This is a genomic window from Streptomyces sp. NPDC043854, from assembly GCF_056436005.1.
The window spans coordinates 18567-41695 of record NZ_JBWKDK010000034.1 but is presented as its reverse complement, the minus strand read 5'-3'; the positions used below and the strand labels follow the sequence as shown (position 1 = coordinate 41695).

Here is a 23129-nt window from a genome sequence, read left to right as displayed (position 1 = left end):
GCCGGGAGGCGATAAACGAACGATGAATGCCTCCGTTCAACTCCCGCCCGGTGCGGGCTCGCCACCGCCGGATCAGGCGGCGAGCTCCGAGGCCAGCAGGGCCCGTACCTCGGCCAGTTCCGGCGATCCGAGCCCCTCGAAGACGGACTCCGCGTCCCGCCAGCACGCCCGCGCCCGGTCCCGCTGCCCCAGCCGCTGGAGGGCCTTGCCCAGCACGGTCAGCACGGTGGCCCGGCGCCACTCGCCGCCGATCCCGCGCAGCGCGATGGCCTGTTCGGCGTGGGCGGCGGCCAACGTGGGCCGGTGCGCGGCCAGGTGGGCCTCGGCCAGCCGGAAGTGCGTCACGCCCTCCCACAGGGGCTGGCGGTTGTCGTGGAAGAGGGACAGCGCCTCGGTGAGCTGCGCCTGCGCCTCGGCGAGCCGCCCGGCCTGGGTGAGGGCGATGCCGAGCGCGTACCGGCCGTTGGCCAGGCGCAGGGTCAGGCCCATCCGGTCGTATATGGCGATGCCCTGCTCGGCGAGTTCGATCGCGCTGGTCAGCCGGCCCAGCTCCACGTGGATGCGGGAGAGGTTGCACAGGGCGCTGGCCTCGCCGATGTGGTTGGCGTCGGCGCGGAAGTTGTCGATGGCCTCCAGCAGGTAGCGCTCGCCGTCGGCGTAGCGGGCCTGGTAGAGGGCGATGATCCCGCGGTCGTTGGGCGCCCAGCAGCTGGGCAGCGGGTCGCCGGCCTCGCGGGCCAGGACCATGGCCTGCCGGGCCTCGTCGTCGGCCTCGGCGAACCGGCCGGCGACGAGGTGGACGTTGGTCAGGGCGGTGCGGGCGCGGCCCTCGGCGTGCGGGTCCTCGGCGGCGCGGGCCGCGTCGCGCAGGGCCGCGGCGGCGGACTCGTACTGCTTGGAGTTGGCGCCGGACTCGGCGAGGTCCTTGGCCGCCCACAGCAGGTCCACGGCCCGGCGCAGCACGTCGGCGCGGCCGGTGGTGCGTACGGAGGACTGCCGGACGCAGGCGAGCAGCGGGTCGGCCTCGGCGTACAGCCAGTCCAGGGCGGCGCGGGGCTCGGTGAAGCGCAGGCCGGGGTGGTGGGTGGCCGCGAGGTGGGCGGGCAGCCGGTCGCCGGGCCGTTCGACGGCGTACACGGCGGAGGCGGTGGCGAGGTAGAAGTCGAGCAGCCGGTCGAGGGCGGCGTCCCGCTCGGTCGCGGGCTGCTCGTCGCGCTCGGCGCAGGCACGCGCGTAGAGGCGTACGAGGTCGTGGAAGCGGTAGCGGCCGGGGGCGGCGGATTCCAGGAGGGAGCAGTCGACTAAAGCCTCCAGGAGGTCCTCGGTGTCGTGCTCGGGCCGGTCCAGGACGGCGGCCGCGGCGGCCAGCGAGATGTCGGGGCCGTCGGCGAGGCCGAGGAGGCGGAACGCGCGCTGCTGGGCGGGCTCGAGCTGGCCGTAGCCCAGCTCGAAGGTGGCCTTGACGGCGAGGTCGCCGGCCTGGAGCTCGTCGAGGCGGCGGCGCTCGTCGGCGAGCTTGGCGGCGAGGACGGAGACGGTCCAGGTGCGGCGGGCGGCCAGGCGGGAGGCGGCGATGCGGATGGCGAGGGGGAGGAAGCCGCAGGCGCCGACGACGTCGAGGGCGGCCTGGCGTTCCGCTGCGACGCGCTCGGCGCCGACGATCCGGGTGAACAGCTGGAGGGCCTCCTCGGGGCTCATCACGTCGAGGTCGACGAGATGGGCCCCGGCGAGGCCCGCCATGCGGACCCGGCTGGTGACGAGGGCGGCGCAGCCGGCGGTGCCCGGCAGCAGCGGCCGGACCTGGGCGGCGTCGCGGGCGTTGTCGAGGAGGACCAGGACGCGGCGGCCGTCGAGGGTGGAGCGGTAGAGCGCGGCCCGCTCGTCGGCGGTGTCCGGGATGGCGGTGTCGGGGGTGCCGAGGGCGCGCAGGAAGGAGCCGAGGACGGCGACGGGCTCGGCGGGGCGCGGCTCGGTGCCCTGGAGGTCGACGTACAGCTGGCCGTCGGGGAAGTGCGGGCGGGCGGCGTGCGCCACGTGCACGGCGAGGGTGGTCTTGCCGACGCCGCCGATGCCGGCGAGCGCGGAGACGGCCATGATCTGGCCGTCGGCGGCGGACAGGATGGCGCCGAGCTCGCTGACGAAGGTGGCGCGGCCGGTGAAGTCGGGCACGGTGGCGGGCAGCTGCGCGGGCCGGACGTGGACGGGCGCGGCGGCCGGGGCCGGGGCCTCGGCGCAGGCGAGTTCGGCGTCGGCGCGCAGGATGCGCTGCTGGAGCGCGGCCAGCTCGGGCCGCGGGTCGACGCCGAGCTCGTCGGCGAGGAGGCGGCGGGTGTCGGCGTACACGGCGAGGGCCTCGGCCTGCCGGCCGCTGCGGTACAGGGCGAGCATCAGCAGCTCGCGCAGCCGCTCCCGCAGCGGGTAGGCGGCGGTCAGGGCGGTGAGCTCGGAGACGGCCTCGGCGTGGTGGCCGACTTCCAGGTCGAGGTCGAGGCGGGTCTCCAGCAGCTGGAGGCGCCACTCCACGAGCCGGGCGCGTTCGGTCTCGGCGTGCGGGCCGGGGACTCCGGCGAGGGGTTCGCCGTCCCAGATGTCGAGGGCGCGGGCCAGGAGGGTGCGGGCGAGGGCGCGGTCGCCGGCGGTGCGGGCCTGCTCGGCGTCGGAGGCGAGGCTGCGGGCGACGCCGAGGTCGAGGGTGCTGGTGGGGGTGTGGATGGCGTAGCCGCCGGCATCGGTGACCAGGGTGCCCGGGTCGAGGACCTTGCGCAGGCGGGACGCGTACGTGCGGATGGTGGCGAGGGCCTGCTGCGGCGGGTCGTCGCCCCAGATGGCGTCGATCAGCTCGGGCGCGGTGGCGGTGCGGCCGTCGCGCAGCAGCAGCACGGCGAGCAGGGCGCGCTGCTGGGGGGTGCCGGAGGGCAGGGTCTCGCTGCCGCGCCAGGCGCGGATCGGACCGAGGACGGCGAAGCGGGAGCCGGGGGAGGGTGCGGCTGCGGGCGCGGGCGCGGGCGCGGCGGTGCGCGCGGGCGGCCCGGCCTCCGGGGCTGCGGGCCCGGGGGCGGCCTGGGCGGTCCGGGGGGCGCGCCGGGCTGCCTCGGGGTGGTTCCGCTGGTGCGGGATGGCCGGTATGCCGTCCATCTGTCGTCCCCCCTGCCTTCCGTCGGTGTAAGGGTCAGTCTGCCCTGTCTCGCTCGTACCCGTCAGCCCGTGTCGAACCGATCACTCCCCAATTAGCTGACGGTACGTCAGATTGACGCTACCGTGAGGGCCATGGAGACCTTCCCGAAGATCATCTCGGTGGACGACCACACGGTGGAACCCCCGCACGTCTGGCAGGACCGGCTCCCGTCCCGACACCGCGACACCGGACCCCGGATCGTTCGCGCCCCGCTCAGGGAAATGACCTTCCTCGGCGGCAAGTTCGCCCCCGTCATGGGCGCCAAGGGCGACCCCGGACCGATCGGCGACTGGTGGGTCTACGAGGACCTCCACCGCCCCCTCACCCGCCTCGACACCGCCGTCGGCTACGACCGCGACGAGATCCGGCTCGAGGTGATCACCTACGAGCAGATGCGCCCCGGCTCCTTCTCCGTACCCGAACGCCTCGCCGACATGGACGCCAACCACGTCCAGTCCGCGCTCTGCTTCCCCACCTTCCCCCGCTTCTGCGGCCAGACCTTCACCGAGGCCAAGGACCGCGAACTCGGGCTCCTCGGCGTACGCGCCTACAACGACTGGATGGTCGAGGAGTGGTGCGGCCCCGAAGCCCGCGGCCGGCTCATCCCCCTCACCCTCATCCCGCTCTGGGACGCCGACCTCGCCGCCGCCGAGGTCCGCCGCAACGCGGCCCGCGGCGTACGCGCCGTCGCCTTCTCCGAGATACCCCCGCACCTGGGGCTGCCCTCGATCCACACCGACGCCTGGGACCCCTTCCTCCAGGCGTGCCACGAGACCGGCACCGTCATCGCCATGCACATCGGCTCCTCCAGCCGCATGCCGTCCACCTCCGCCGACGCCCCGCCCGCCGTCGGCTCCACCATCACCTTCGCCAACTGCTGCTTCTCGATGGTCGACTGGCTGATGAGCGGCAAGTTCGAACGCTTCCCGAACCTCCGCGTCATGTACGCCGAGGGCCAGATCGGCTGGATCCCGTACATCCTGGAACGCGCCGACGTGGTCTGGGAGGAGAACCGCGGCTGGGGCGGAGTGGCCGACAAGGTCCTGCGCCCGCCCTCGGAGCTCTTCGCCGAACACGTCTACGGCTGCTTCTTCGACGACGCCTTCGGCCTGCGCAACCTCGACGCCATCGGCGCGGCCAACATCCTGTACGAGACCGACTACCCGCACTCCGACTCCACCTGGCCGAAGTCCCGCGAGGTCGGCGAGGCCCAGATGGGCCACCTCGCCCCGGACGTGGTCGAACGCATCGTCCGCGGCAACGCCATCGAGCTGCTGGGCCTGACCCCGGAGGGCCTCTGGGCGGGCGCGTAGCGGACGGTGAGCGGCCGTCCCCTTGCGGGTGAGCGGACCACCAAGGCATGCTTCGCCAGAGCAAAGCTGAAGGGGCGGCAGTGATGGACAAGCGGACCTTGGTGACCGGGGTGTTGTGCACGATAGCGGCGGTCGGCGCGTCGGCCGCCATGACCAAAGTGGTGCCGGACCCGGGAAGCCGGCCGGACACCCGGGTCGGGGCGGCGGCCCCGGTGCAGCCCTCGCCGAGCCCGACTTCGCGAACGCAATCACCGAAGCAGCCGCAGCTGACCACCTCCGGAACGCCCAAGCCGGGCACCCCGGCGGCCTTCACCGGAGCCCTGTTCGAGGGCGGCGTGCCGGGTGATCACTTCTGCACGGCAACCGTGGTCCGCAGCCCCGGCAAGAACCTCATCGTCACGGCCGGGCACTGCCTGCTCTCCGGCAACGCCGCCGACCGCGGCGCCGTCTTCGCACCCGCGTACGCGAACGGGGCTGCCCCGTACGGCTCCTGGAAGATCGAGGAGGTCTTCGAGGACAGCCGCTGGTCCGACGGCTCCGACGACGACTACGACCTCGCCTTCGCCCGCCTCGCCCCCGACGCCTCGGGCCGCAACATCGAGGACGTCACCGGCGCCGCCCCCCTGGACACCACCGGCCGGGCCGGCGAGCAGGTCACCGTCACCGGCTACCCCTCCGACCGCAAGGTCCCGCGCACCTGCACGGCCACGGCGGTCCGCGAAACCCCGACCCGGCAGCGCTTCGACTGCGCGGACTTCCCGGACGGCACGAGCGGCAGCGCCTGGCTCGCCCGCGACGGCAGGATCATCGGCATCCTGACCGGCGGCGACACCGACGACGTCTCGACCAGCACCGTCCTCGGCGACTACGCGGCCACGTTGTACGCACGGGCCACGGGAGGCGCGGGGACCCGGGGCTGAGGGGCCGACAGGCGACCCGGGCGGCAACGCGGGGGAACGGAATCAGCCCACGAGCCCCAGATGAACCGGCTCCCCGCCCCCCTCTGCCAGCAACTCGGCCAGCCGCGGCGGCCACGACGGCTCCCCGAGCCCGGCCAGCGCCTCCTGGGACAACCACCGCCAGTGCGCGTCGGGTTCCTCCGGCACGGGATCGCGACGGGGGCCGGTGGTGACGTAGATGTGCTCGTGCTGGCGCACGGGCACGCCCTCGTGGGTGAAGTCGTGCTCCCACGTGCACAGCAGCCGCTGCGGCAGGAGGTCGGTCCACCCGGTCTCCTCCCGCAGCTCCCGCCGCACACACTCCTCGGGCGTCTCCCCGGGATCGATCCCCCCGCCGGGCGGCAGCCAGTGAATGCCGACCTCGACGTTGTCCTCGCGGAACAGGAACACCGACCCACCGGGATCCAGAACCACAATGCGCGCTGCGTACCTGGGAGTTCTCATCCCCCGAGCGTACGACGCCATGCCTCTGAGACAAGGGGCAGCGGGCGGGGAGCGTGCTCCGCGCGACGCCGAGCACGACGCGCCGAAGCCGGCGGACCGGCGGGCATCCCGATCGCCGCAACCGCCGCCGCCGGCCTGCCCCGGCTGTGTGCATCCCCTCCTCTCCCCCCGCCGTCACCCCCGTCACCCCGACACCCCCCGGGAGGTTGACGTCTGCGGTCCGGGGGCCTTGTGCTGTGTACGGTCGGGGGAATGAGCAAGTTCGCCCGAGTCGGCTTTCCCCGGCCCCGTGCGGCGGCGCGTGCCGGGGCCGGGGTCGGCGCCGCTGCCGCGGTCGGCCTGCTGGCCTGCACGGCGGCCTGGTTCCACGCCGTCCAGGACGCGCCCGGCAGCGCCGAGGCGCGGGCCCACAGCGCCACCGACGACCGCCCTGCCGCAGCGGCCGCCGCCGCAGACGGCCGCGCCGGGCGTGAGGCCAGGTGGTACGGCTTGCAGGGACTTTCCGGCATCAGCGAGCAGACCCTGGCCCGGATCCCGGCGGACTCCCTCCAGCTGATCCTGGTCACGGGCAGGGCGAGGGATTCCTCGTACGCCACCGCCGCCCTCTACACCCGCCCTGCCGCCGGAGCCGAGTGGGTCCTGGCCGGGCGCTGGCCCGCACGCACCGGAGCCAGGGGGTGGTCGGCGGAGCGCAGCTACGGGGATCTCACGTCCCCCGTAGGGGTGTTCTCGCTGAGTGACGCCGGCGGCCTGCTGCCGAAGCCGCCGGGGACGAGGCTGCCGTACGACCGCAGCCGGGCCTTCACGGCCTCCGGCCACGGGGTGGAGGGGGAGCCCCTGGCCGGCTCCTTCGACTACGTCGTCGCGATCGACTTCAACCGCAAGCGCGGGGTGTCGCCGCTGGACCCGACGAAGCCGGAGGGCGAGCGCAAGGGCGGCAACATCTGGCTGCACGTGGACCACGACGGCCCGTCGCAGGGCTGCGTCGGGATCTCGAGGCAGGCGATGTGGAAGGTGCTGAACACGCTCGACCCGGCAGCGAAGCCGGTCATCGCCATGGGCCCGCAGGGCTTCTGACCCCGGCAGGCTCCCCCACGCCCTTGTCTGACGCATCGTCAGGTATGACGATGGCCCCCGACGCCCGGACGAGCCGGACAGAGCATCGAGGCGGGGGACGGTATGGCGCGCGTGTTTCCGGAAGGCCGGCTGGCGTACGGGATGCAGCTCCCGATCCAGTCGCAGAGCACCCTGTACGCCGAGGCCTGGGAGGCCTCGGCCGGCCCCGCCGACCTCGCCGAGGTCGCCCGGGCCGCCGACCGGGCCGGGTTCGGATACGTCGCCACCTGCGACCACGTCGCCATCCCGCGCCGCCTCGCCGGCCCCATGAGTACCCTCTGGTACGACCCGGTGGCGACCCTCGCCTTCCTCGCCGGGGTCACCGAACGCGTACGGCTGCTGAGCCACGTCGCGGTCCTGGGCCTGCGGCACCCGCTGCTGAGCGCCAAGCAGTACGCCACCGTCGACCACCTCTCGGGCGGCAGGCTGATCCTGGGCGTCGGCGCGGGCCACGTCCGGGAGGAGTTCGAGATCCTCGGCGTCGGCTTCGCCGGGCGCGGCGCCCTGCTCGACGAGACCCTGGACGCCCTCCGCGCGGCCCTCGGGCCCGAGGAGTTCCCGGCCTTCGAGGGGGAGCGGTTCTCCTTCCGGGACCTCGGCCAGCGGCCCCGGCCCGCCCAGGACCGGATCCCCGTCTGGGTCGGCGGCTCCTCGCCCGCCGCCGTGCGGCGGGCGGCCGTCCGCGGTGACGGCTGGCTGCCGCAGGGCGACCCGCGGGACCGGCTGCCCGCGCAGATCGCCCGGATCAGGGAGCTCCGGGAGGCGGCCGGGATCGCGGAGCCGTTCGAGGTCGGTGCGATCACCGAGGCGCTGTACGTCGGCGAGCCCGCCTGGGACACCGGCCGCCGCGCCCTGGCCGGTAAGCCGGAGGTGCTCGCCGAGTCGCTGCGCGAGTACCGGGCGCTGGGCGTCGACCAGATCCAGGTGCGCTTCCGCAGCCGCGATCGCGCCGAGCTGACCGACCAGATCGCCGCGTTCGGGGCCGAGGTGGCGCCCCTCCTCAACGACTGGCGACCACGACCAGGAGCACAGGCTTGACGCTCCCGCCCCCGCGGTGGAACAGTCGACCCATCCAATCTGACGGTGCGTCAGAAACCAGAGGACGGTGAACCCCCTTGGAATTCGGGCTCTTCGTGCAGGGATACGTGCCTGAGGCGCGGTCCAAGGTCGACCCCGCGGCGGAGCACAAGGCGCTGATCGAGGAGACCGAGTACGTCATCCAGGCCGACAAGTCCGGCTTCAAGTACGCCTGGGCCTCCGAGCACCACTTCCTGGAGGAGTACTCGCACCTGTCGGCGAACGAGGTCTTCCTCGCCTACCTCGCCCACGCCACCGAGCGCATCCACCTCGGCTCCGGCATCTTCAACCCCCTGGCGCCCGTCAACCACCCGGTCAAGGTGGCCGAGAAGGTCGCCATGCTCGACCACCTCTCCAAGGGCCGCTTCGAGTTCGGCACCGGCCGCGGCGCGGGCAGCCACGAGATCCTCGGCTTCCTGCCCGGCGTCACGGACATGAACCACACCAAGGAGATGTGGGAGGAGACCATCGCCGAGTTCCCCAAGATGTTCCTCCAGGAGGAATACGAGGGGTTCCAGGGCAAGCACTGGTCGCTGCCCCCGCGCAAGGTCTTCCCCAAGCCGTACGGCAAGGCCCACCCGGCCATGTGGTACGCCGCCGGGTCCCCGTCCTCGTACGCCATGGCGGCGAGGAAGGGCCTCGGGGTGCTCGGGTTCAGCGTCCAGAAGGTCTCCGACATGGAGTGGGTGCTGGAGCAGTACAAGACGGCGGTCCGGGAGGCGGAGGCCATCGGCGCCTTCGTCAACGACAACGTGATGGTCACCTCGACGGCGATCTGCGCGGAGACCCACGACAAGGCGGTCGAGATCGCGGTCAACGCCAACATGAACCGCTTCCAGTCGCTGGTCTTCCGCTACCACGACACCTTCCCGCGGCCCGAGGCGATCCCGCAGTGGCCCGAGATCCTGCCCGAGTACAACGCGGAGATCATCGAGCTCCTCATCGCCGAGGAGCTGCTGATCTGCGGGGACCCGTCCGAGGTCCTCGCCCAGTGCAAGCGGTGGGAGCAGGCGGGGGCCGACCAGCTCTCCTTCGGCCTGCCGACCGGCGTCTCGTACGAGGACACGATGACCACGATCAAGCTGATCGGCGAGCACGTGATCCCGGAGATCGACACCGACCCGGTGCACCGCACCACCCGCTTCCGCCAGGGCGCCGACGCGGGCGCCTGACCGGCGGTGGAGCGGGGACGGCGGGTTCCCGGACCGCCGTCCCGGGGGCCCCGGCCCCGCGGAACCGGCCGGGGTGCGGGGGCAGCGGCCTGCCCCCCGCCCCGGCCGGCTGCCGAAGCGGGAGGCGACCGAAGCGGGAGCCCCGGGCACACCCGGGACGTCCCCGATCGGCACGCAGGGAACGGGAAGCAGGGAAGAGGAGAAGGGACGCCACCCGTCATGCTCGACCACCTGATCAGGGGAGCCACCGTCGTCGACGGCACCGGATCCCCCCGGTACACCGCCGACGTCGGCATCCGCGACGGCCGCATCGCCGTCATCGGCGCCCCCGGTACCGTCACCGAGGAGGCCCGCACCGGCGAGGACGCCACCGGTCTCGTCCTCTGCCCCGGTTTCGTCGACCCGCACACCCACTACGACGCCCAGCTGTTCTGGGACCCGTACGCCACCCCCTCCATGAACCACGGCGTGACCACCATCGCCGGCGGCAACTGCGGCTTCACCCTCGCCCCGCTCAACCCGGCCCGCCCCGAGGACGCCGACTACACGCGCCGCATGATGAGCAAGGTCGAGGGCATGGCCCTCGCCGCCCTGGAGGAGGGCGTCGACTGGACCTGGTCCTCCTTCGGCGAGTACCTCGACGCCCTGGAAGGGCGGATCGCCGTCAACGCGGGCTTCATGGTCGGCCACTGCGCGCTGCGCCGCCACGTCATGGGCGAGGACGCCATCGGCGGCCGGCCCACCCCCGCCCAGCTGGAGCAGATGGTCTCCCTCCTCCACGAGGCCATGGACGCGGGCGCCTGGGGCCTGTCCACCACCCAGTCCGCCACCCACTCCGACGGGGACGGCGCCCCCGTCGCCTCCCGGCACGCCGAGCCCGCCGAACTGATCGCCCTGTCCCGGGCGGTCGGCGAACACGAGGGCACCCAGCTGGAGGCCATCGTCGCCGGCTGCCTCGACCGGTTCTCCGACGCCGAGATCGACCTGCTCGTCGAGATGAGCGCCGCCGCCGGCCGCCCGCTCAACTGGAACGTGCTGACCATCGACTCCGCCGTCCCCGAACGCGTCCCGCGCCAGCTGCTCCCCAGCGAGCGCGCCCGCAAGGCCGGCGGCCGCATCGTCGCGCTGACGATGCCGATCCTCACCCCCATGAACATGTCGCTCGGCACCTTCTGCGCGCTCAACCTGATCCCCGGCTGGGGCGAGGTCCTCGGCCTGCCCGTGCCCGAGCGGATCGCACGGCTGCGCGACCCCGGCGTACGGGCGGAGCTGCTGCGCCGCGCCGCCGGCAAGGAGGCCGGGGTGTTCCGCCGCCTGGCCGACTTCGGGCGGTACGTCATCGGGGACACGTACAGCAAGGAGAACGAGGGGCTCACCGGCCGGGTCGTCGGCGACATCGCGGCCGAGCGCGGCCGGGACCCCTTCGCGTGCCTGGTGGACATCTGCGCCGACGACGACCTGCGTACGGTGCTGTGGCCGATGCCGACCGACAACGACCCGGCGAGCTGGGCGCTGCGCGCCGAGGCCTGGCAGCACGAGGACGTCCTGCTCGGTGGTTCGGACGCGGGCGCGCACCTGGACCGGATGTGCGGGGCCCCGTACACCACCCGGTTCCTCGGGGACTGCCTGCGCGGCCGCAAGCTGGTGCCGCTGGAGCAGGCGGTGCGGATGCTCACGGACGACCCGGCCCGGCTGTTCGGGCTGCGCGGGCGCGGCCGGATCGCCGAGGGCTGGTACGCGGACCTGGTGCTGTTCGACCCGGAGCGGATCGAGGCCGGGCCGGCGACCCTGGTGCACGACCTGCCGGGCAACAGTCCGCGGCTGGACGCGCGGGGAGTCGGGATCGGGTCGGTGCGGGTCAACGGGGTCGAGACGGTACGGGACGACCGGGTGACGGGCGCGGTCCCGGGGACCGTGCTCCGGTCGGGCCGGGACACGAGGACGGTGAGCACCAGGTGACCGGCGGGCGGCAGGTGGCCGGCGGGCAGCGGGGGCGGCAGCAGGGCCGGCGCCTGTTCATCGGCGGCGAGTGGGTGGAGCCGGCGGGCGGCCACTACGAGGTGGTCAACCCGGCGGACGAGTCGGTCGTCGGCCTCGCGCCGGAGGCCTCGCCCGCGCAGGTCCTGGAGGCGGCCGCGGCGGCGGCCGAGGCCTTCGAGGGCTGGTCGCGGACGCGGCCGGAGGAGCGGGCGGCGGTCCTGGACCGGGCCGCGGACGTCATCCGGCGGGAGTTCGAGCCGTGGGCGGAGCTGGCCCGGGCGGAGACGGGCGCCCCGACGGCCATCGCGCGCGGCATGCAGGTCGGGGTGGGGGCGGCCCGCTTCCGGCGGTACGCGAAGGGCGCCCTGGAGCCGGTCGAGCGGGGACTCCCGCCGCAGGTCACCGAGGCCGGGCCGATGGGGAGGGCGGCCGTGCTGGGGGCGCTGGAGGTGCGCCAGCCGGTCGGCGTGGTCGCCTGCATCACCTCGTACAACAACCCGTGGGCGAACCCGGCGGGCAAGGTGGCCCCGGCCCTGGCCATGGGCAACACGGTGGTGGTCAAACCGGCCCCGCAGGATCCGCTGTCGGTGTTCCGGATGGCCGAGGCGCTGGCGGAGGCCGGCGTGCCGCGGGGCGTGGTCAACGTGGTCGGCGGGCAGGCGGTGGAGGTCGGCGAGGCGGCGGTCGCCTCCCGCCACGTGGACATGGTGTCCTTCACCGGCTCCACGGCGGTCGGGCAGCGCATCGCGGAGGTCTGCGGCCGGTCCATGAAGCGGCAGCTGATGGAGTTGGGCGGCAAGGGCGCGGCGGTCGTGTTCGAGGACGCGGACCTGGACGCGGCGGTGGCCGGGATCGGCACCACCTTCTCCTTCTACAGCGGCCAGATCTGCACCGCCCCGACCCGGGTGATCGCGCACCGGGCGGTGTACGCGCAGCTGGTCGAGAAGCTGACCGCCTACCTGGGCCACATGAAGGTCGGCGACCCGGCGGCACCGGGCACGGTCGTCGGCCCGGTGATCTCGGCGGCGCACCGGGACCGGGTGGAGGCGTACATCGAGCTGGGCCGGAAGGAGGGCGCGCGCCTGGCGTACGGCGGAGCGCGCCCGGTGGTGGGCGGTGCCGGGGGGCGCGGGTTCTATGTCGCGCCGACGCTGCTGGTGGACTGCACGGGCGATATGAGGGTGGTCCGGGAGGAGATATTCGGGCCGGTCGTGGTGGTCGTGCCGTTCGAGGGCGGGGAGGACGAGGCCGTCGCCCTGGCCAACGACAGCGACTACGGGCTGCTGAGCTACGTGTGGTCCGGGGACGCGGCGCGCGCGTTCCGGGTGGCGCGCAGGCTGCGGGCGGGCGGGGTCGGGGTCAACACGATCGGCCGGAACATGGAGGCGCCGTTCGGCGGCTTCAAGCGCTCCGGGGTCGGCCGTGACGTCGGCTCGTACGCGCTGCACGCGTACAGCGAGGTGCAGTCGATCGTCTGGGCGGGCTGAGGGAGGCGGGCATCGGGCCGGGCGGGGCCGGGCCGGCCCGCTCCGGCGTCTTCCGCCCGGCCCGGCCCCGCCCTGTCCGCCCCGGCCCGCTCCGGTGGTGTCAGTCCTTGTAGTAGTCGGTGAGGACGCAGCCCTTCACCAGGGACGGCTCCTTGCGGAATCCGCTCGGCGGGTTGAAGCCGGGGTGGCAGTTGAGCACGAGCATTCCGCTCCCGGGGGCGAGCAGGGCGCTCATGGCGTCCGAGCTTTCGGATCCCGTGGCGAAGTCCTGGCCGACGATGGGGCCGCTGTTGATGTTGCCGGTCTTGCCGTTCGCGTGGTCCTTCTCGGCCTCGGCCTTGATGGCGGCCTGGAAGACCTTGGGGTCCTTGATCATGAAGATGGCGGTGACGTTGCGGCGTCCGCAGTAGCCGCGCTCGGTGACGGAGTACGTCTTGCTGTCGTACTTGGCGTCCGGGTCGCTGTTGGAGCTCGACGAGTCGCTCTTGGTGGAGCTGATCCGGTCGCACTTGGTGTAGCCGTTGATGATGCGGGCGGCCTCCGCCATCGAGCCGGCCTTGGCCAGTCCCTTGAAGCCCAGGCCGTTGCCCTTCTTCGCGGCCCCGCCGTCGCCGGAGCCTCCGTTCCCGCCTTCGAGTCCGCCGATCGCGGCGATGCCCGAGCCGACGGCGGCGTCCTCGTCGCCTCCGCAGGCGGTGAGGGTGAGGAGCGCGGCGAGGGCCGTGGCGGTGGCGGTGACCGTCCTGGCGGCCGTCCTGGTGGGTGTCCTGAAGTGCATGACCGTGTGTCCCCCGTGTCGATGTCCTTGATCGCCGGGAGCCTAGGCCGACCGGCATGTCCGCGCCAAACGCCGCGGCCGAAAACCGGCACGGGAAAGTTTTGGAACGGACAAAACGGGCACCGCTGCGGTTTCCGTATACCGGAACCCGGTTCAGGAGTCCTCTGAACCGTGGGTAACACCGCCGCATGAACCTTTTATTGCGGAATCGTGAACGGTCCAGGCCTCAGGATTCCAAGGGGGTGGGCCGTCCCAAGATCCGGATCGAAGTCCTCCGGATATGGAAACCGCAGGATCTACCGTCCTGTGGCATGACTCAGCTGGACGTTCGGCCCCGAGCCGAAGACACGGCACGCGACGTCGCCGACGTACGCGGCAAGGGCCTCGGCAAGGGGTCCGTGGGACTGGTGGGCAGCGCCGTCATCGGCATCTCCACCGTCGCCCCCGTCTACTGCCTGACCTCGACCCTCGGCTCCACAGCCGGCGAGGTCGGCGTCCAGATGCCCGCGGTCTTCCTGGCCGGCTTCCTGCCGATGCTCCTGGTGGCCTTCGCCTACCGGGAGCTCAACAAGGCCATGCCCGACTGCGGCACCTCCTTCACCTGGACCGTGAAGGCCTTCGGCCCGCGGATCGGCTGGATGTGCGGCTGGGGCCTGGTGATCGCCACGATCATCGTCCTCTCCAACCTCGCCGGCGTCGCCACGTCCTACTTCTGGCTCTTGGCGGGCGAGATCACCGGCAGCGAATCGGTCGCCGCCCTCGACGACAACAAGCTCGTCCACATCGCGACCTGTCTCGCACTCGTCGCCGTCGCCACCGCCATCAGCTACCGCGGCATGACCGCCACCAAGGGCGTCCAGTACGCCCTGGTCGGCCTCCAGCTCGCCGTCCTCGCCGTGTTCGTCGTCATGGCCTTCCAGCAGGCCACCACGGGCGGCGTCGCCGGCCCCACCGGCGCCGGGGCCTTCGACACCGGCCTGGACTTCTCCTGGCAGTGGATGAACCCCTTCGCCGTCGAGTCCATGGGCGCCTTCACCGCCGGACTCTCCCTCTCGATCTTCATGTACTGGGGCTGGGACGCCTGCCTGGCCACCAACGAGGAGACCACCGGCTCCGCCAAGACCCCCGGCCGCGCCTCGCTCATCGCCATGGTCGTCCTGGTCGGCTCGTACCTGGCCACCGGCATCGCCGCCCAGATGGCCGTCGGCTCCGGCTCCACCGGCCTCGGCCTCGCCAACCCCGACACCTCCGGCAACGTCTTCGCGGCCCTCGCCGGACCCGTCATGGGCCCCGTCCTCGGCGTCCTGCTCTTCGTCGCAGTCCTCGCCTCGGCCGCCGCCTCCCTCCAGACCACCTTCATCCCGGTCGCCCGCACCGTCCTGGCCATGTCCACGTACGAGGCCCTGCCGCCCGCCTACGCCAAGGTCCACCCGCGCTTCAAGACCCCCGGCCGCGCCACCGTCATGGCGGGCGTCGCCACCGGCGCCTTCTACACCGTGATGACCCTGGTCAGCGAGAACGTCCTCACCGACACGATCTTCGCGCTCGGCCTGATGATCTGCTTCTACTACTCCCTGACCGCCTTCGCCTGCGCCTGGTACTTCCGCGGCGAGCTGCGCCGCAGCGCCCGCGACCTGTTCCTCAAGGGCGTCTTCCCGGTCCTGGGCGGACTGCTGCTGGCCGCCGTCTTCCTCAAGACCCTCATCGACATGTGGGACCCGGCGTACGGTTCCGGCTCCACCGTCCTCGGCGTCGGCAGCGTCTTCATCATCGGCGTCGGCCTGCTGGGCCTCGGCCTCGTCGTCATGGCGGTGACCGAGCGCCGCAGCCCGGCCTTCTTCCGCGGCGAGGTCCTGACGAAGTCGACGCCGTCGCTGGTGGTCGAGGACTGAGCCCGAGGACCGAGGCCGAGGGGGGCGGGCCGCCGGGGCGAGCCGCCGCGCTCCGCCGGGCCCGGGGTGACCCCCGGGCCCGGCGGATCGTTTGACCGGGCATGGACGCCAAGAACGCCAAGAACGCCAAGAACCCCAAGACCGCCCAGCACGCGAAGCACGCCAAGCACGCGAAGCACGCCAAGGGCGCAGCGGGCACCGGGAGCGCCGCGAGCGCCGTGAAGCGCGGTCTCGCCGCCCTCGCCCTCTCCTCCGGAGCCCTCGGCCTCGCCGCCGGCGCCGCCCACGCCGACAGCACCACCCTCCAGGCGGCCGCCCCGCTCGCCCAGCGCGTCGGCGGCATCGTCGACCACCCCGGCCAGGCCGTACAGGACACCAAGACCGCCCTGGCCGTCACCGGCACCGTGGCCGGCGCCGCAGCCCGGTCCACCGGCGCCGGGAACGCCCTGCAGGTGGCGCAGGCGCCGTCGGCCAAGTAGCCGGCCCAGGGGGTCGATCGTTGGTCAACACATGATCCTGTGGTTGCTCAACTCCTTCTCCACCCTCACCCTCGGCCTCCTCCTGGTGGGCGGCTTCACGGGCCTGGCCGTCGCCGGCAGCCTCGCCGCCCGCCGCCGCTTCCCCCACCTGGCGGGCGGCGAGCACAACGAAATGGTCGGCGTCGCGCTCGGGATGTTCGGCGCGATCTACGGCATCATCCTCGCGTTCGTGGTCGTGACCCTCTGGACCCAGCTCGAGAACGCCCAGAGCGTCGTCTCCGCCGAGGCCACCGACCTCGCCCTGATCGTCCGCAGCGCCGAGGCCTTCCCACCCGAAGAGCGCGCCCGGGTCGAGCAGGCGGTCGGCGAGTACGTCCACGCCGTCGTCGAAGTGCAGTGGCCGCTGATGCGCGAGGGCCGGCCCAGCTACGACGCCACCGCACAACAGACCCACGGCCTGTACCAGGCGCTCCAGGCGTACGAGCCCACCGGCGCGCGGAGCACCACCTTCTACGAGCAGGCCGCCGACCGCCTGGGCGACGTCGCCGCCCAGCGCCGGGCCCGCGTCGCCATGGCCGAGACCTCCCTGCCGATGCTGCTCCAACTGCTGGTGTACGGGGGCGCGCTGGTGATCCTCCCGCTCACCTTCCTGTTCGGACTGCGCAGCCTGAAGATGCAGCTGCTGTTCGTCTCGGCGGTGGCCGGGCTGATCGGCTTCAGCCTGCTGCTGGTGATGGTCCTGGACCGGCCCTTCGCGGGGGAGCTGAGCGTGAGCCCGGCCCCGTACAAGGAGGCCGCCCTGGCTCCGTTCTGGGCGCGGTAGCGGTGACGGTGGTGGTGGAGGTGGCCGTGGCGTGGGTGAGCATCGGAGGCCGACTGCGTTTCGGAGGGCCGCCGGGCCCCGCGTTGGATAACGTGAGGGAGTGGTGATGGGTGCGGAACGCCCGGCCTCGCCGGTCAACTCCCACAATGAGTGGGATCCGCTGGAGGAGGTCATCGTCGGGCGGCTGAACGACATGACGATCCCCTCCAGCCATCCGGTCGTCTCCTGCAACATCCCGCCGTGGGCGGAGCGGCTGCAGAGACTCGCCGCCGGCCGCAAGTACCCGCGCGTGCTGGTCGAGCCCGCGCAGCAGGAGCTCGACCAGTTCGTTGCGCTCCTCGAGTCGCTCGGCATCACCGTCAGGCGACCGGACCCGGTCGACCACGCCCGGCAGTACGGCACGCCCGACTGGTCGTCACGCGGCTTCGGCAACAGCTGTCCGCGGGACAGCATGCTGGTGATCGGCGACGAGATCATCGAGACCCCGATGGCATGGCCGTGCCGGTACTTCGAGACCCACTCCTACCGCACGATCCTGAAGGACTACTTCCGGCGCGGCGCGCGCTGGACGGCGGCCCCCAGGCCGCAGCTCACCGACGAGCTGTTCGATTCGGATTTCCGCATCCCCAGGCCCGGGGAGCCCATGCGGTACATCCTCACCGAATTCGAGCCGGTGTTCGATGCCGCGGATTTCGTACGGGCGGGCCGCGACCTGTTCGTCACGCGCAGCAACGTCACCAACGGCCTGGGCGTCGCATGGCTGCGCCGCCATCTCGGACCGGAGTACCGCATCCACGAGATCGAGAGCCGCTGCCGCACGCCCATGCACATCGACACGACGTTCCTCCCGCTCGCGCCCGGCAAGGTGCTGGTCAACCCCGAGTACGTCGACGTCGACCGCCTGCCCGAGGTGCTGCGCTCGTGGGACGTCCTGGTCGCCCCCGAGCCCACGCCGCCCGACGGGCGGCTGCTCAAGGTCACGTCACTGTGCGGCAAGTGGCTGAGCATGAACGTCCTCATGGTCGACGAGAGGCGGGTGATCGCGGACCGCCACCACACCCGCATGCTGCGCGCGCTGGAACGGTGGGGCTTCGAGCCGATCCCGTGCGACTTCCTGCACTACGCCCCGTTCGCAGGCTCGTTCCACTGCGCGACGCTGGACGTGCGGCGCCGCGGGACGCTCGAGTCGTACTTCCCGTGAGGGCCGTCGGGGCGACGGTCCCGGTTCCGGCGCGCCGGTGACCGCGCCGCTTCGGTACGGGCGGTTGCGATTCCTGCCTTCGGCTCGGCGCGGACCTGCGCGGAGCACACCGGTCGGTCAGAGGTACTGCGCGTAGTCGTCCAGGGCGCGCAGGATTTCGGGTTCGTCCGTCGAGGGGAGTTGGAGGACCACCTCCTCGATGCCCAGGTCCCTGTAGTGCGCGAGCTTGCCGGGGTTGGGGCGGACCGCGTACGGGACGACGTGGAGGGCCTTCGGGTCGCGGCCCGCGGCCTCCCAGACCTGGCGCAGGACCGGTAGGGATTCGGTCAGGCCGCCGCCGCCGATCGGGAGCCAGCCGTCGGCGTGGTCGGCGATGGACGCGAAGAGCTTGGGGCCGGCGGCGCCGCCGAGGAGGGTGCGCGGGCCGTGGAGGGGCTGGCCCGGGCCGAGTTCGCGCGGGGGCTGGACCGGTTTGGGGTGGGCCTGGCTGGCCTGGACGGAGGAGTACTGGCCGACGTACGCGGCGGGCTCGGGGGCCCACAGGGTGCGCATCAACGCCATGCGGTCGCGGACCAGTTCGCGGCGGGTGCGCCAGTCGACGCCGTGGTCGGCGGCCTCCTCGACGTTCCAGCCGTAGCCGACGCCGAGGGTGAGGCGGCCGCCGGAGAGGTGGTCCAGGCTTGCGATCTGCTTGGCGAGGACGATCGGGTCGTGCTGGGCGACCAGGGTGATGCCGGTGCCGAGGCGCAGCCGTTCGGTGACGGCGGCGGCCTGGGCGAGGGCCACGAAGGGGTCGAGGGTGCGCCCGTACATCTCGGGGAGGTCGCCCCCCATGGGGGCCGCGGTGTCCCGGGTGACGGGGATGTGGGTGTGCTCGGGCAGGTAGAGGCCGGCGAAGCCGCGTTCCTCCAGACTGCGGGCGAGGCGGACGGGGGTGACGGTCCGGTCGGTCAGGAAGACGGTCGTGGCGATCCGCATGGGCGAGGGCACCTCCGTGACGTGTGAGGCCACGGTACGGGGATCCGCCGGTCGGCGGCAGGGGGCGGGCCGGTCAGGCGCGCGGGTAGCGGGCCAGCCAGGCCGGGGCGCAGACCCCGGGGCCGTGGAGGGTCGGGCCCTGGTTCATCTCCAGGGCGAAGTCGTCGGCGAGTTCCAGGAGGGTGGCGCGCCCTTCCAGGCCGGCGAGCCAGGCGCCCGGGAGGGCGGTTTCGCCGTGGAGGGCGCCGAGGAGGGCCCCGCACAGTGCGCCGGCGGCGGCGGAGTCGCCGCCGTGGTTGACGGCCAGCCGCAGGCCGTGGGGGAAGTCTTCGGCGACGAGGGCGCAGTAGACGGCGACGGCCAGGGCGTCCTCGGCGCCGCGGCCCTCGCCGCCGCGGCCCTCGTCGGCGGAGAGGGATTCGACGGCCTCGGGGGAGGGGGCGTCCGCGGCCGTGGCGGCGGTGAGGGCGCGCTGGAGGGCGTCGGTGACGGGCTGGTGGCCGGAGCGGCTGCCGAGGAGGCCGAGGGTGCGCTGGGTGGCGGTGTCGAGGGTGTCGCCGCGGGTGAGGCCGTGGACGATGACGGCGAAGGCGGCTGCGGAGAGGTAGGCGGTGGGGTGGCCGTGGCTCTGGACGGCGCATTCGACGGCGAGTTGGAGGACGAGGGCGGGCTCCCAGCCGACGAGCAGTCCGAAGGGGGCCGAGCGGGTGGTGGCGGCGGCGCCGCGGGCGGTGGGGTTCTTGGGGCGGTCGAGGGTGCCGCGGGTGGTGTCGGCGAAGCCGGTCATACAGGCGCGGTCGGGGCTGCGGCGGGCGTAGAGCCATTCCTGGCGGGCGAGCCAGCCGTCGTCCTCGCGGCGTTCGTCGGGGCCCCAGTCGTGCTGGGTGGCGGCCCAGCGCAGGTAGGCGCGGTGGACGTCGGTGGGCGGGTGCCAGGCGCCGGTGTCGCGGCGTACGTGGGCGCGGATCAGGCCGTCGACGGTGAAGAGGGTGAGCTGGGTGCAGGAGGTGACGGTGCCGCGGCGGCCGTCCGCGGGCGCGGGTTCGGTCAGGCCGGCCGGGCCGTGGGTGCTGCGGATGCCGTCGAGGGAGAGCCCGGCGACGGGGGCGCCGAGGGCGTCGCCGATGGCGGAGCCGAGGAGGGTGCCGCGGACGCGGCTGCGGAAGTCCTGTTGTTCGGTGCGGCCCCAGAGGCCGGCGGCGAGGGGGGAGCGGCCGCCGAGGGTGCCGCCGGCCGGGCGGGCCGGCGCGGTGGCCGGGCGGGGCGCCGGGTCGGCCGCCGGGGCGGTTCCGGGCGTGGTGGTGTCCGTCCCGGTGTTGGTTGCCGTGTCCATCGCGCTGCCCCCCGACTGCCCGCCTGCTCTGGCGCGCACTGTAGTGGACATGCCCGATCAGAACCGGAGGAAGACGATCGAGAGGCTCTTGGGTGAGGGGAGAAAGGCCGGATCGTGTCCTGTGGCGAATACGGGTGGGCGCGGGGGGCCCGTGCCGGGCGGGGCGCGGGCGTGCGGGAACAGCCGAGCGGCGCGTTGTGCCACTCGCCTTCGGGGTGACCGTTTTCGGCCATGCCCTGTTCGCGCGGTGCTCCCCGCCCGCCCGGAGCCCCGCCGGCGGGGAAGAAGGCCCTCCTCGCGGCGGCTGCCGTCACCGCCACAGCGGTCCGCGTCAGTCCAGTACGGGCAGCAGTTCCGGCAGGTGCCCGTCCGAGGCGGCCGCCGCGCGCTGCCGCTCCTCCGGCACCTCCCCGTACAGCGTCGTGCGGGGCCGGGCCGGCCGACCCGCGGCCGCGGCGACCGCGACCAGGTCCTTGACGGACTTGTACGAGCCGTAACCCGACCCCGCCATACGCGAGATGGTCTCCTCCATCAGCGTCCCGCCCAGGTCGTTGGCGCCCGAGCGGAGCATCTCCGCCGCGCCCTCCGCGCCCAGCTTCACCCAGCTCGTCTGGATGTTGGTGATGTGCGGGTGGAGCAGCAGCCGGGCCATCGCCGTCACCGCCCGGTTGTCGCGGACCGTCGGGCCGGGCCGGGCGATGCCCGCCAGGTAGACGGGCGCGTTGGTGTGGATGAACGGCAGCGTCACGAACTCGGTGAACCCGCCCGTCCGCTGCTGGATGCGGGCCAGGGTGCGCAGGTGCCCGAGCCAGTGCCGCGGCTGGTCCACGTGCCCGTACATCATGGTCGAGGAGGACCGGATGCCGAGCTCGTGGGCGGTGGTGACGACGTCGATCCAGTCGGCCGCCGGCAGCTTGCCCTTGGTGAGGACCCAGCGGACCTCGTCGTCGAGGATCTCCGCCGCCGTGCCGGGGATGGAGTCCAGCCCGGCCTCCTTGGCCGCGGTCAGCCAGTCCCGTACGGACATGCCGGTGCGGGTGGCGCCGTTGACGACCTCCATCGGGGAGAAGGCGTGCACGTGCATGCCCGGCACCCGCTCCTTCACCGCCCGCGCGATGTCGAAGTACGCCGTCCCCGGCAGGTCCGGGTGGATGCCGCCCTGCATGCACACCTCGACCGCACCCACGTCCCAGGCCTGTGCGGCCCGGTCGGCGACCTGCTCCAGCGACAGCGTGTACGCGTCGGCGTCGGTGCGGCGCTGCGCGAACGCGCAGAAGCGGCAGCCGGTGTAGCAGACGTTGGTGAAGTTGATGTTCCGCGTCACGATGTAGGTGACGTCCTCGCCCACCACCGAACGGCGCAGGTCGTCCGCGATCCGGCACAGCGCGTCCAGCGCGGGCCCGTCCGCGTGCAGCAGGGCCAGCGCCTGGGCGTCGGTGAGCCTCGTGGGGTCGTCGGCGGCCCGGGCGAGGGCGGCCCGTACGTCGGTGTCGATGCGCTCGGGGGCCATGCCGGGCGCGGCGCTCTCGCGCAGTGCTTCCCAGTCGCCGTAGACGTGGTCGAAGTCCTCGCGGCGGTCGCCGGTGCGGCCCTCGGTGTCGATGGCGGTGTGCAGGTCGGTGCGCCCGGTGGCGGTGAACGCCTCCTCCGGCTCCTGCCACGGCCGGCCGACCACCTCGGCGTCGGGCCGGGCGAGGCCGGTCTCCGGGTCGGCGAGGGCCCGTACGTGCGGCAGCAGGCGGGGGTCGAGCCAGGGCTCGCCGCGGCCGACGAACTCCGGGTAGACGCAGAGTCGTTCCCGCAGTTCGAAGCCGGCGGCCGCGGACTGCTCGGCGAGCCGCTCGATCTGGGGCCAGGGCCGTTCGGGGTTGACGTGGTCGATGGTCAGCGGGGAGACCCCGCCCCAGTCGTCGATGCCGGCGCCGATGAGGCGGGCGTACTCCCCGTCGACGAGGTTCGGCGGGGCCTGGAGGCAGGCCGACGGGCCCATGATGTGCCGGGCCACGGCCACGGTGGCGACGAGGTCGTCGAGGTCGGCGTCCGGCATGCCGCGCATCGCCGTGTCCGGCTTGGCGCGGAAGTTCTGGATGATCAGCTCCTGGATGCCGTGGTACGCGCGGGCCGTGCGCCGGAGCGCGAACAGCGACTCGGCGCGCTCCTCGTGGGTTTCCCCGATGCCGATCAGCAGGCCGGAGGTGAAGGGGACGGAGGAGCGTCCGGCGTCCTCCAGGACCCGCAGCCGGACGGCGGGCTCCTTGTCGGGGGAGCCGTGGTGGGGGCCGCCGGGCTCGGACCACAGGCGGGTCGCGGTGGTCTCCAGCATCATGCCCATCGAGGGGGCGACCGGCTTGAGCCGCTGGAAGTCCGCCCAGCTCAGCACGCCCGGGTTCAGGTGCGGCAGCAGGCCGGTCTCCTCCAGGATCCGGATGGAGACGGCCCGCACGTAGGAGATGGTGTCGTCGTAGCCGTGCGCCTCCAGCCATTCGCGGGCCTCGGGCCAGCGGTCCTCGGGCTTGTCCCCGAGGGTGATCAGGGCTTCCTTGCAGCCGAGGGCGGCGCCGCGGCGGGCGATGTCGAGGACCTCGTCCGGGGACATGTACATCCCGTGGCCAGCGCGGCGCAGCTTCCCGGGGACGGTGACGAAGGTGCAGTAGTGGCACTTGTCGCGGCAGAGGCGCGTGAGGGGTATGAAGACGCTCTTCGAGTAGGTGATCACGCCGGGGCGGCCGGCCGCCGCGAGTCCGGCATCGCGGACCCGCGCGGCGGACGCGGTGAGGTCTTCCAGGTCCTCGCCGCGCGCCCGGAGCAGTACGGCTGCCTCGGTCGCGTCGAGCGCGACGCCGTCACGGGCGCGCCGGAGCGCGCGGCGCATCGCGTTCTGGGTCGGGACGTCACTCGGAGGGGTCATGCGGTGAGCATACG

17 protein-coding genes are annotated in these 23129 nt (G+C 73.3%); 11 read left to right on the top strand and 6 right to left on the bottom strand.

Annotated features, from left to right (window positions below; translation table 11 throughout):
• Positions 1–72 precede the first annotated feature (72 nt).
• Positions 73–3135 (bottom strand): SARP-family global regulator AfsR, encoded by a 3063-nt coding sequence (gene afsR, locus AC068A_RS26510; RefSeq protein WP_478588749.1) that lies wholly within the window; start codon positions 3133–3135, stop codon positions 73–75.
• A 132-nt stretch (positions 3136–3267) separates the two neighbouring features.
• On the opposite strand from afsR, the gene AC068A_RS26505 reads away from it, so the two are divergent.
• Positions 3268–4488, top strand: a complete 1221-nt coding sequence (locus tag AC068A_RS26505) for an amidohydrolase family protein (RefSeq protein ID WP_478588748.1) — start codon at positions 3268–3270, stop codon at positions 4486–4488.
• An 83-nt stretch (positions 4489–4571) separates the two neighbouring features.
• Positions 4572–5408 (top strand): trypsin-like serine peptidase, encoded by an 837-nt coding sequence (locus AC068A_RS26500; protein WP_478588747.1) that lies wholly within the window; start codon positions 4572–4574, stop codon positions 5406–5408.
• A 42-nt stretch (positions 5409–5450) separates the two neighbouring features.
• Here the strand turns inward: AC068A_RS26500 and AC068A_RS26495 are convergent, their stop codons facing one another.
• Positions 5451–5891, bottom strand: coding sequence for an NUDIX hydrolase (locus AC068A_RS26495; RefSeq protein WP_478588746.1), 441 nt, complete (start codon positions 5889–5891; stop codon positions 5451–5453).
• A 252-nt stretch (positions 5892–6143) separates the two neighbouring features.
• Between AC068A_RS26495 and AC068A_RS26490 the strand changes: the two genes are divergently transcribed.
• The 5 genes from AC068A_RS26490 to AC068A_RS26470 all read left to right on the top strand — a co-directional run bounded on the left by AC068A_RS26490 (position 6144) and on the right by AC068A_RS26470 (position 12723).
• Positions 6144–6968: a L,D-transpeptidase family protein gene (locus AC068A_RS26490; RefSeq protein ID WP_478588745.1), complete on the top strand. Its 825-nt coding sequence runs from the start codon at positions 6144–6146 to the stop codon at positions 6966–6968.
• 102 nt (positions 6969–7070) lie between these two features.
• Positions 7071–8045: an LLM class F420-dependent oxidoreductase gene (locus AC068A_RS26485; RefSeq protein ID WP_478588744.1), complete on the top strand. Its 975-nt coding sequence runs from the start codon at positions 7071–7073 to the stop codon at positions 8043–8045.
• A gap of 77 nt (positions 8046–8122) precedes the next feature.
• A complete protein-coding gene (locus AC068A_RS26480; protein WP_478588743.1) occupies positions 8123–9256 on the top strand; it encodes an LLM class flavin-dependent oxidoreductase in 1134 nt (377 codons plus the stop codon).
• Between the two features lie 219 nt (positions 9257–9475).
• Complete coding sequence (locus tag AC068A_RS26475; protein WP_478588742.1) at positions 9476–11215, top strand: N-acyl-D-amino-acid deacylase family protein; 1740 nt, start codon at positions 9476–9478, stop codon at positions 11213–11215.
• A complete protein-coding gene (locus AC068A_RS26470) occupies positions 11212–12723 on the top strand; it encodes an aldehyde dehydrogenase family protein (protein ID WP_478588741.1) in 1512 nt (503 codons plus the stop codon). Before AC068A_RS26475 ends, AC068A_RS26470 begins: the two co-directional genes overlap by 4 nt.
• Before the next feature lie 100 nt (positions 12724–12823).
• Here the strand turns inward: AC068A_RS26470 and AC068A_RS26465 are convergent, their stop codons facing one another.
• On the bottom strand, positions 12824–13501 hold the full coding sequence (locus AC068A_RS26465) for a hypothetical protein (RefSeq protein WP_478588740.1): 678 nt from the start codon (positions 13499–13501) through the stop codon (positions 12824–12826).
• A gap of 311 nt (positions 13502–13812) precedes the next feature.
• Between AC068A_RS26465 and AC068A_RS26460 the strand changes: the two genes are divergently transcribed.
• The 4 genes from AC068A_RS26460 (at position 13813) to AC068A_RS26445 (ending at position 17896) form a co-directional block, all read left to right on the top strand.
• Positions 13813–15393, top strand: coding sequence for an APC family permease (locus tag AC068A_RS26460; protein WP_478588739.1), 1581 nt, complete (start codon positions 13813–13815; stop codon positions 15391–15393).
• A 101-nt stretch (positions 15394–15494) separates the two neighbouring features.
• Positions 15495–15872 (top strand): hypothetical protein, encoded by a 378-nt coding sequence (locus AC068A_RS26455; RefSeq protein ID WP_478588738.1) that lies wholly within the window; start codon positions 15495–15497, stop codon positions 15870–15872.
• Positions 15873–15903: 31 nt separating this feature from the next.
• Positions 15904–16695: a bestrophin-like domain gene (locus AC068A_RS26450; protein ID WP_478588737.1), complete on the top strand. Its 792-nt coding sequence runs from the start codon at positions 15904–15906 to the stop codon at positions 16693–16695.
• Between the two features lie 106 nt (positions 16696–16801).
• Positions 16802–17896 carry an amidinotransferase gene (locus AC068A_RS26445; RefSeq protein ID WP_478588736.1) on the top strand — a complete coding sequence of 365 codons (1095 nt, stop codon included), beginning with the start codon at positions 16802–16804 and terminating at the stop codon, positions 17894–17896.
• 117 nt (positions 17897–18013) lie between these two features.
• Here AC068A_RS26445 and AC068A_RS26440 read toward each other — a convergent pair whose 3' ends face one another.
• From AC068A_RS26440 to AC068A_RS26430, 3 genes are all read right to left on the bottom strand, one after another.
• Positions 18014–18874 (bottom strand): LLM class F420-dependent oxidoreductase, encoded by an 861-nt coding sequence (locus AC068A_RS26440; RefSeq protein WP_478588735.1) that lies wholly within the window; start codon positions 18872–18874, stop codon positions 18014–18016.
• Positions 18875–18947: 73 nt separating this feature from the next.
• A complete protein-coding gene (locus AC068A_RS26435; RefSeq protein ID WP_478588734.1) occupies positions 18948–20207 on the bottom strand; it encodes an ADP-ribosylglycohydrolase family protein in 1260 nt (419 codons plus the stop codon).
• Between the two features lie 331 nt (positions 20208–20538).
• Positions 20539–23115: a bifunctional FO biosynthesis protein CofGH gene (locus AC068A_RS26430; RefSeq protein ID WP_478588733.1), complete on the bottom strand. Its 2577-nt coding sequence runs from the start codon at positions 23113–23115 to the stop codon at positions 20539–20541.
• Positions 23116–23129: the final 14 nt, after the last annotated feature.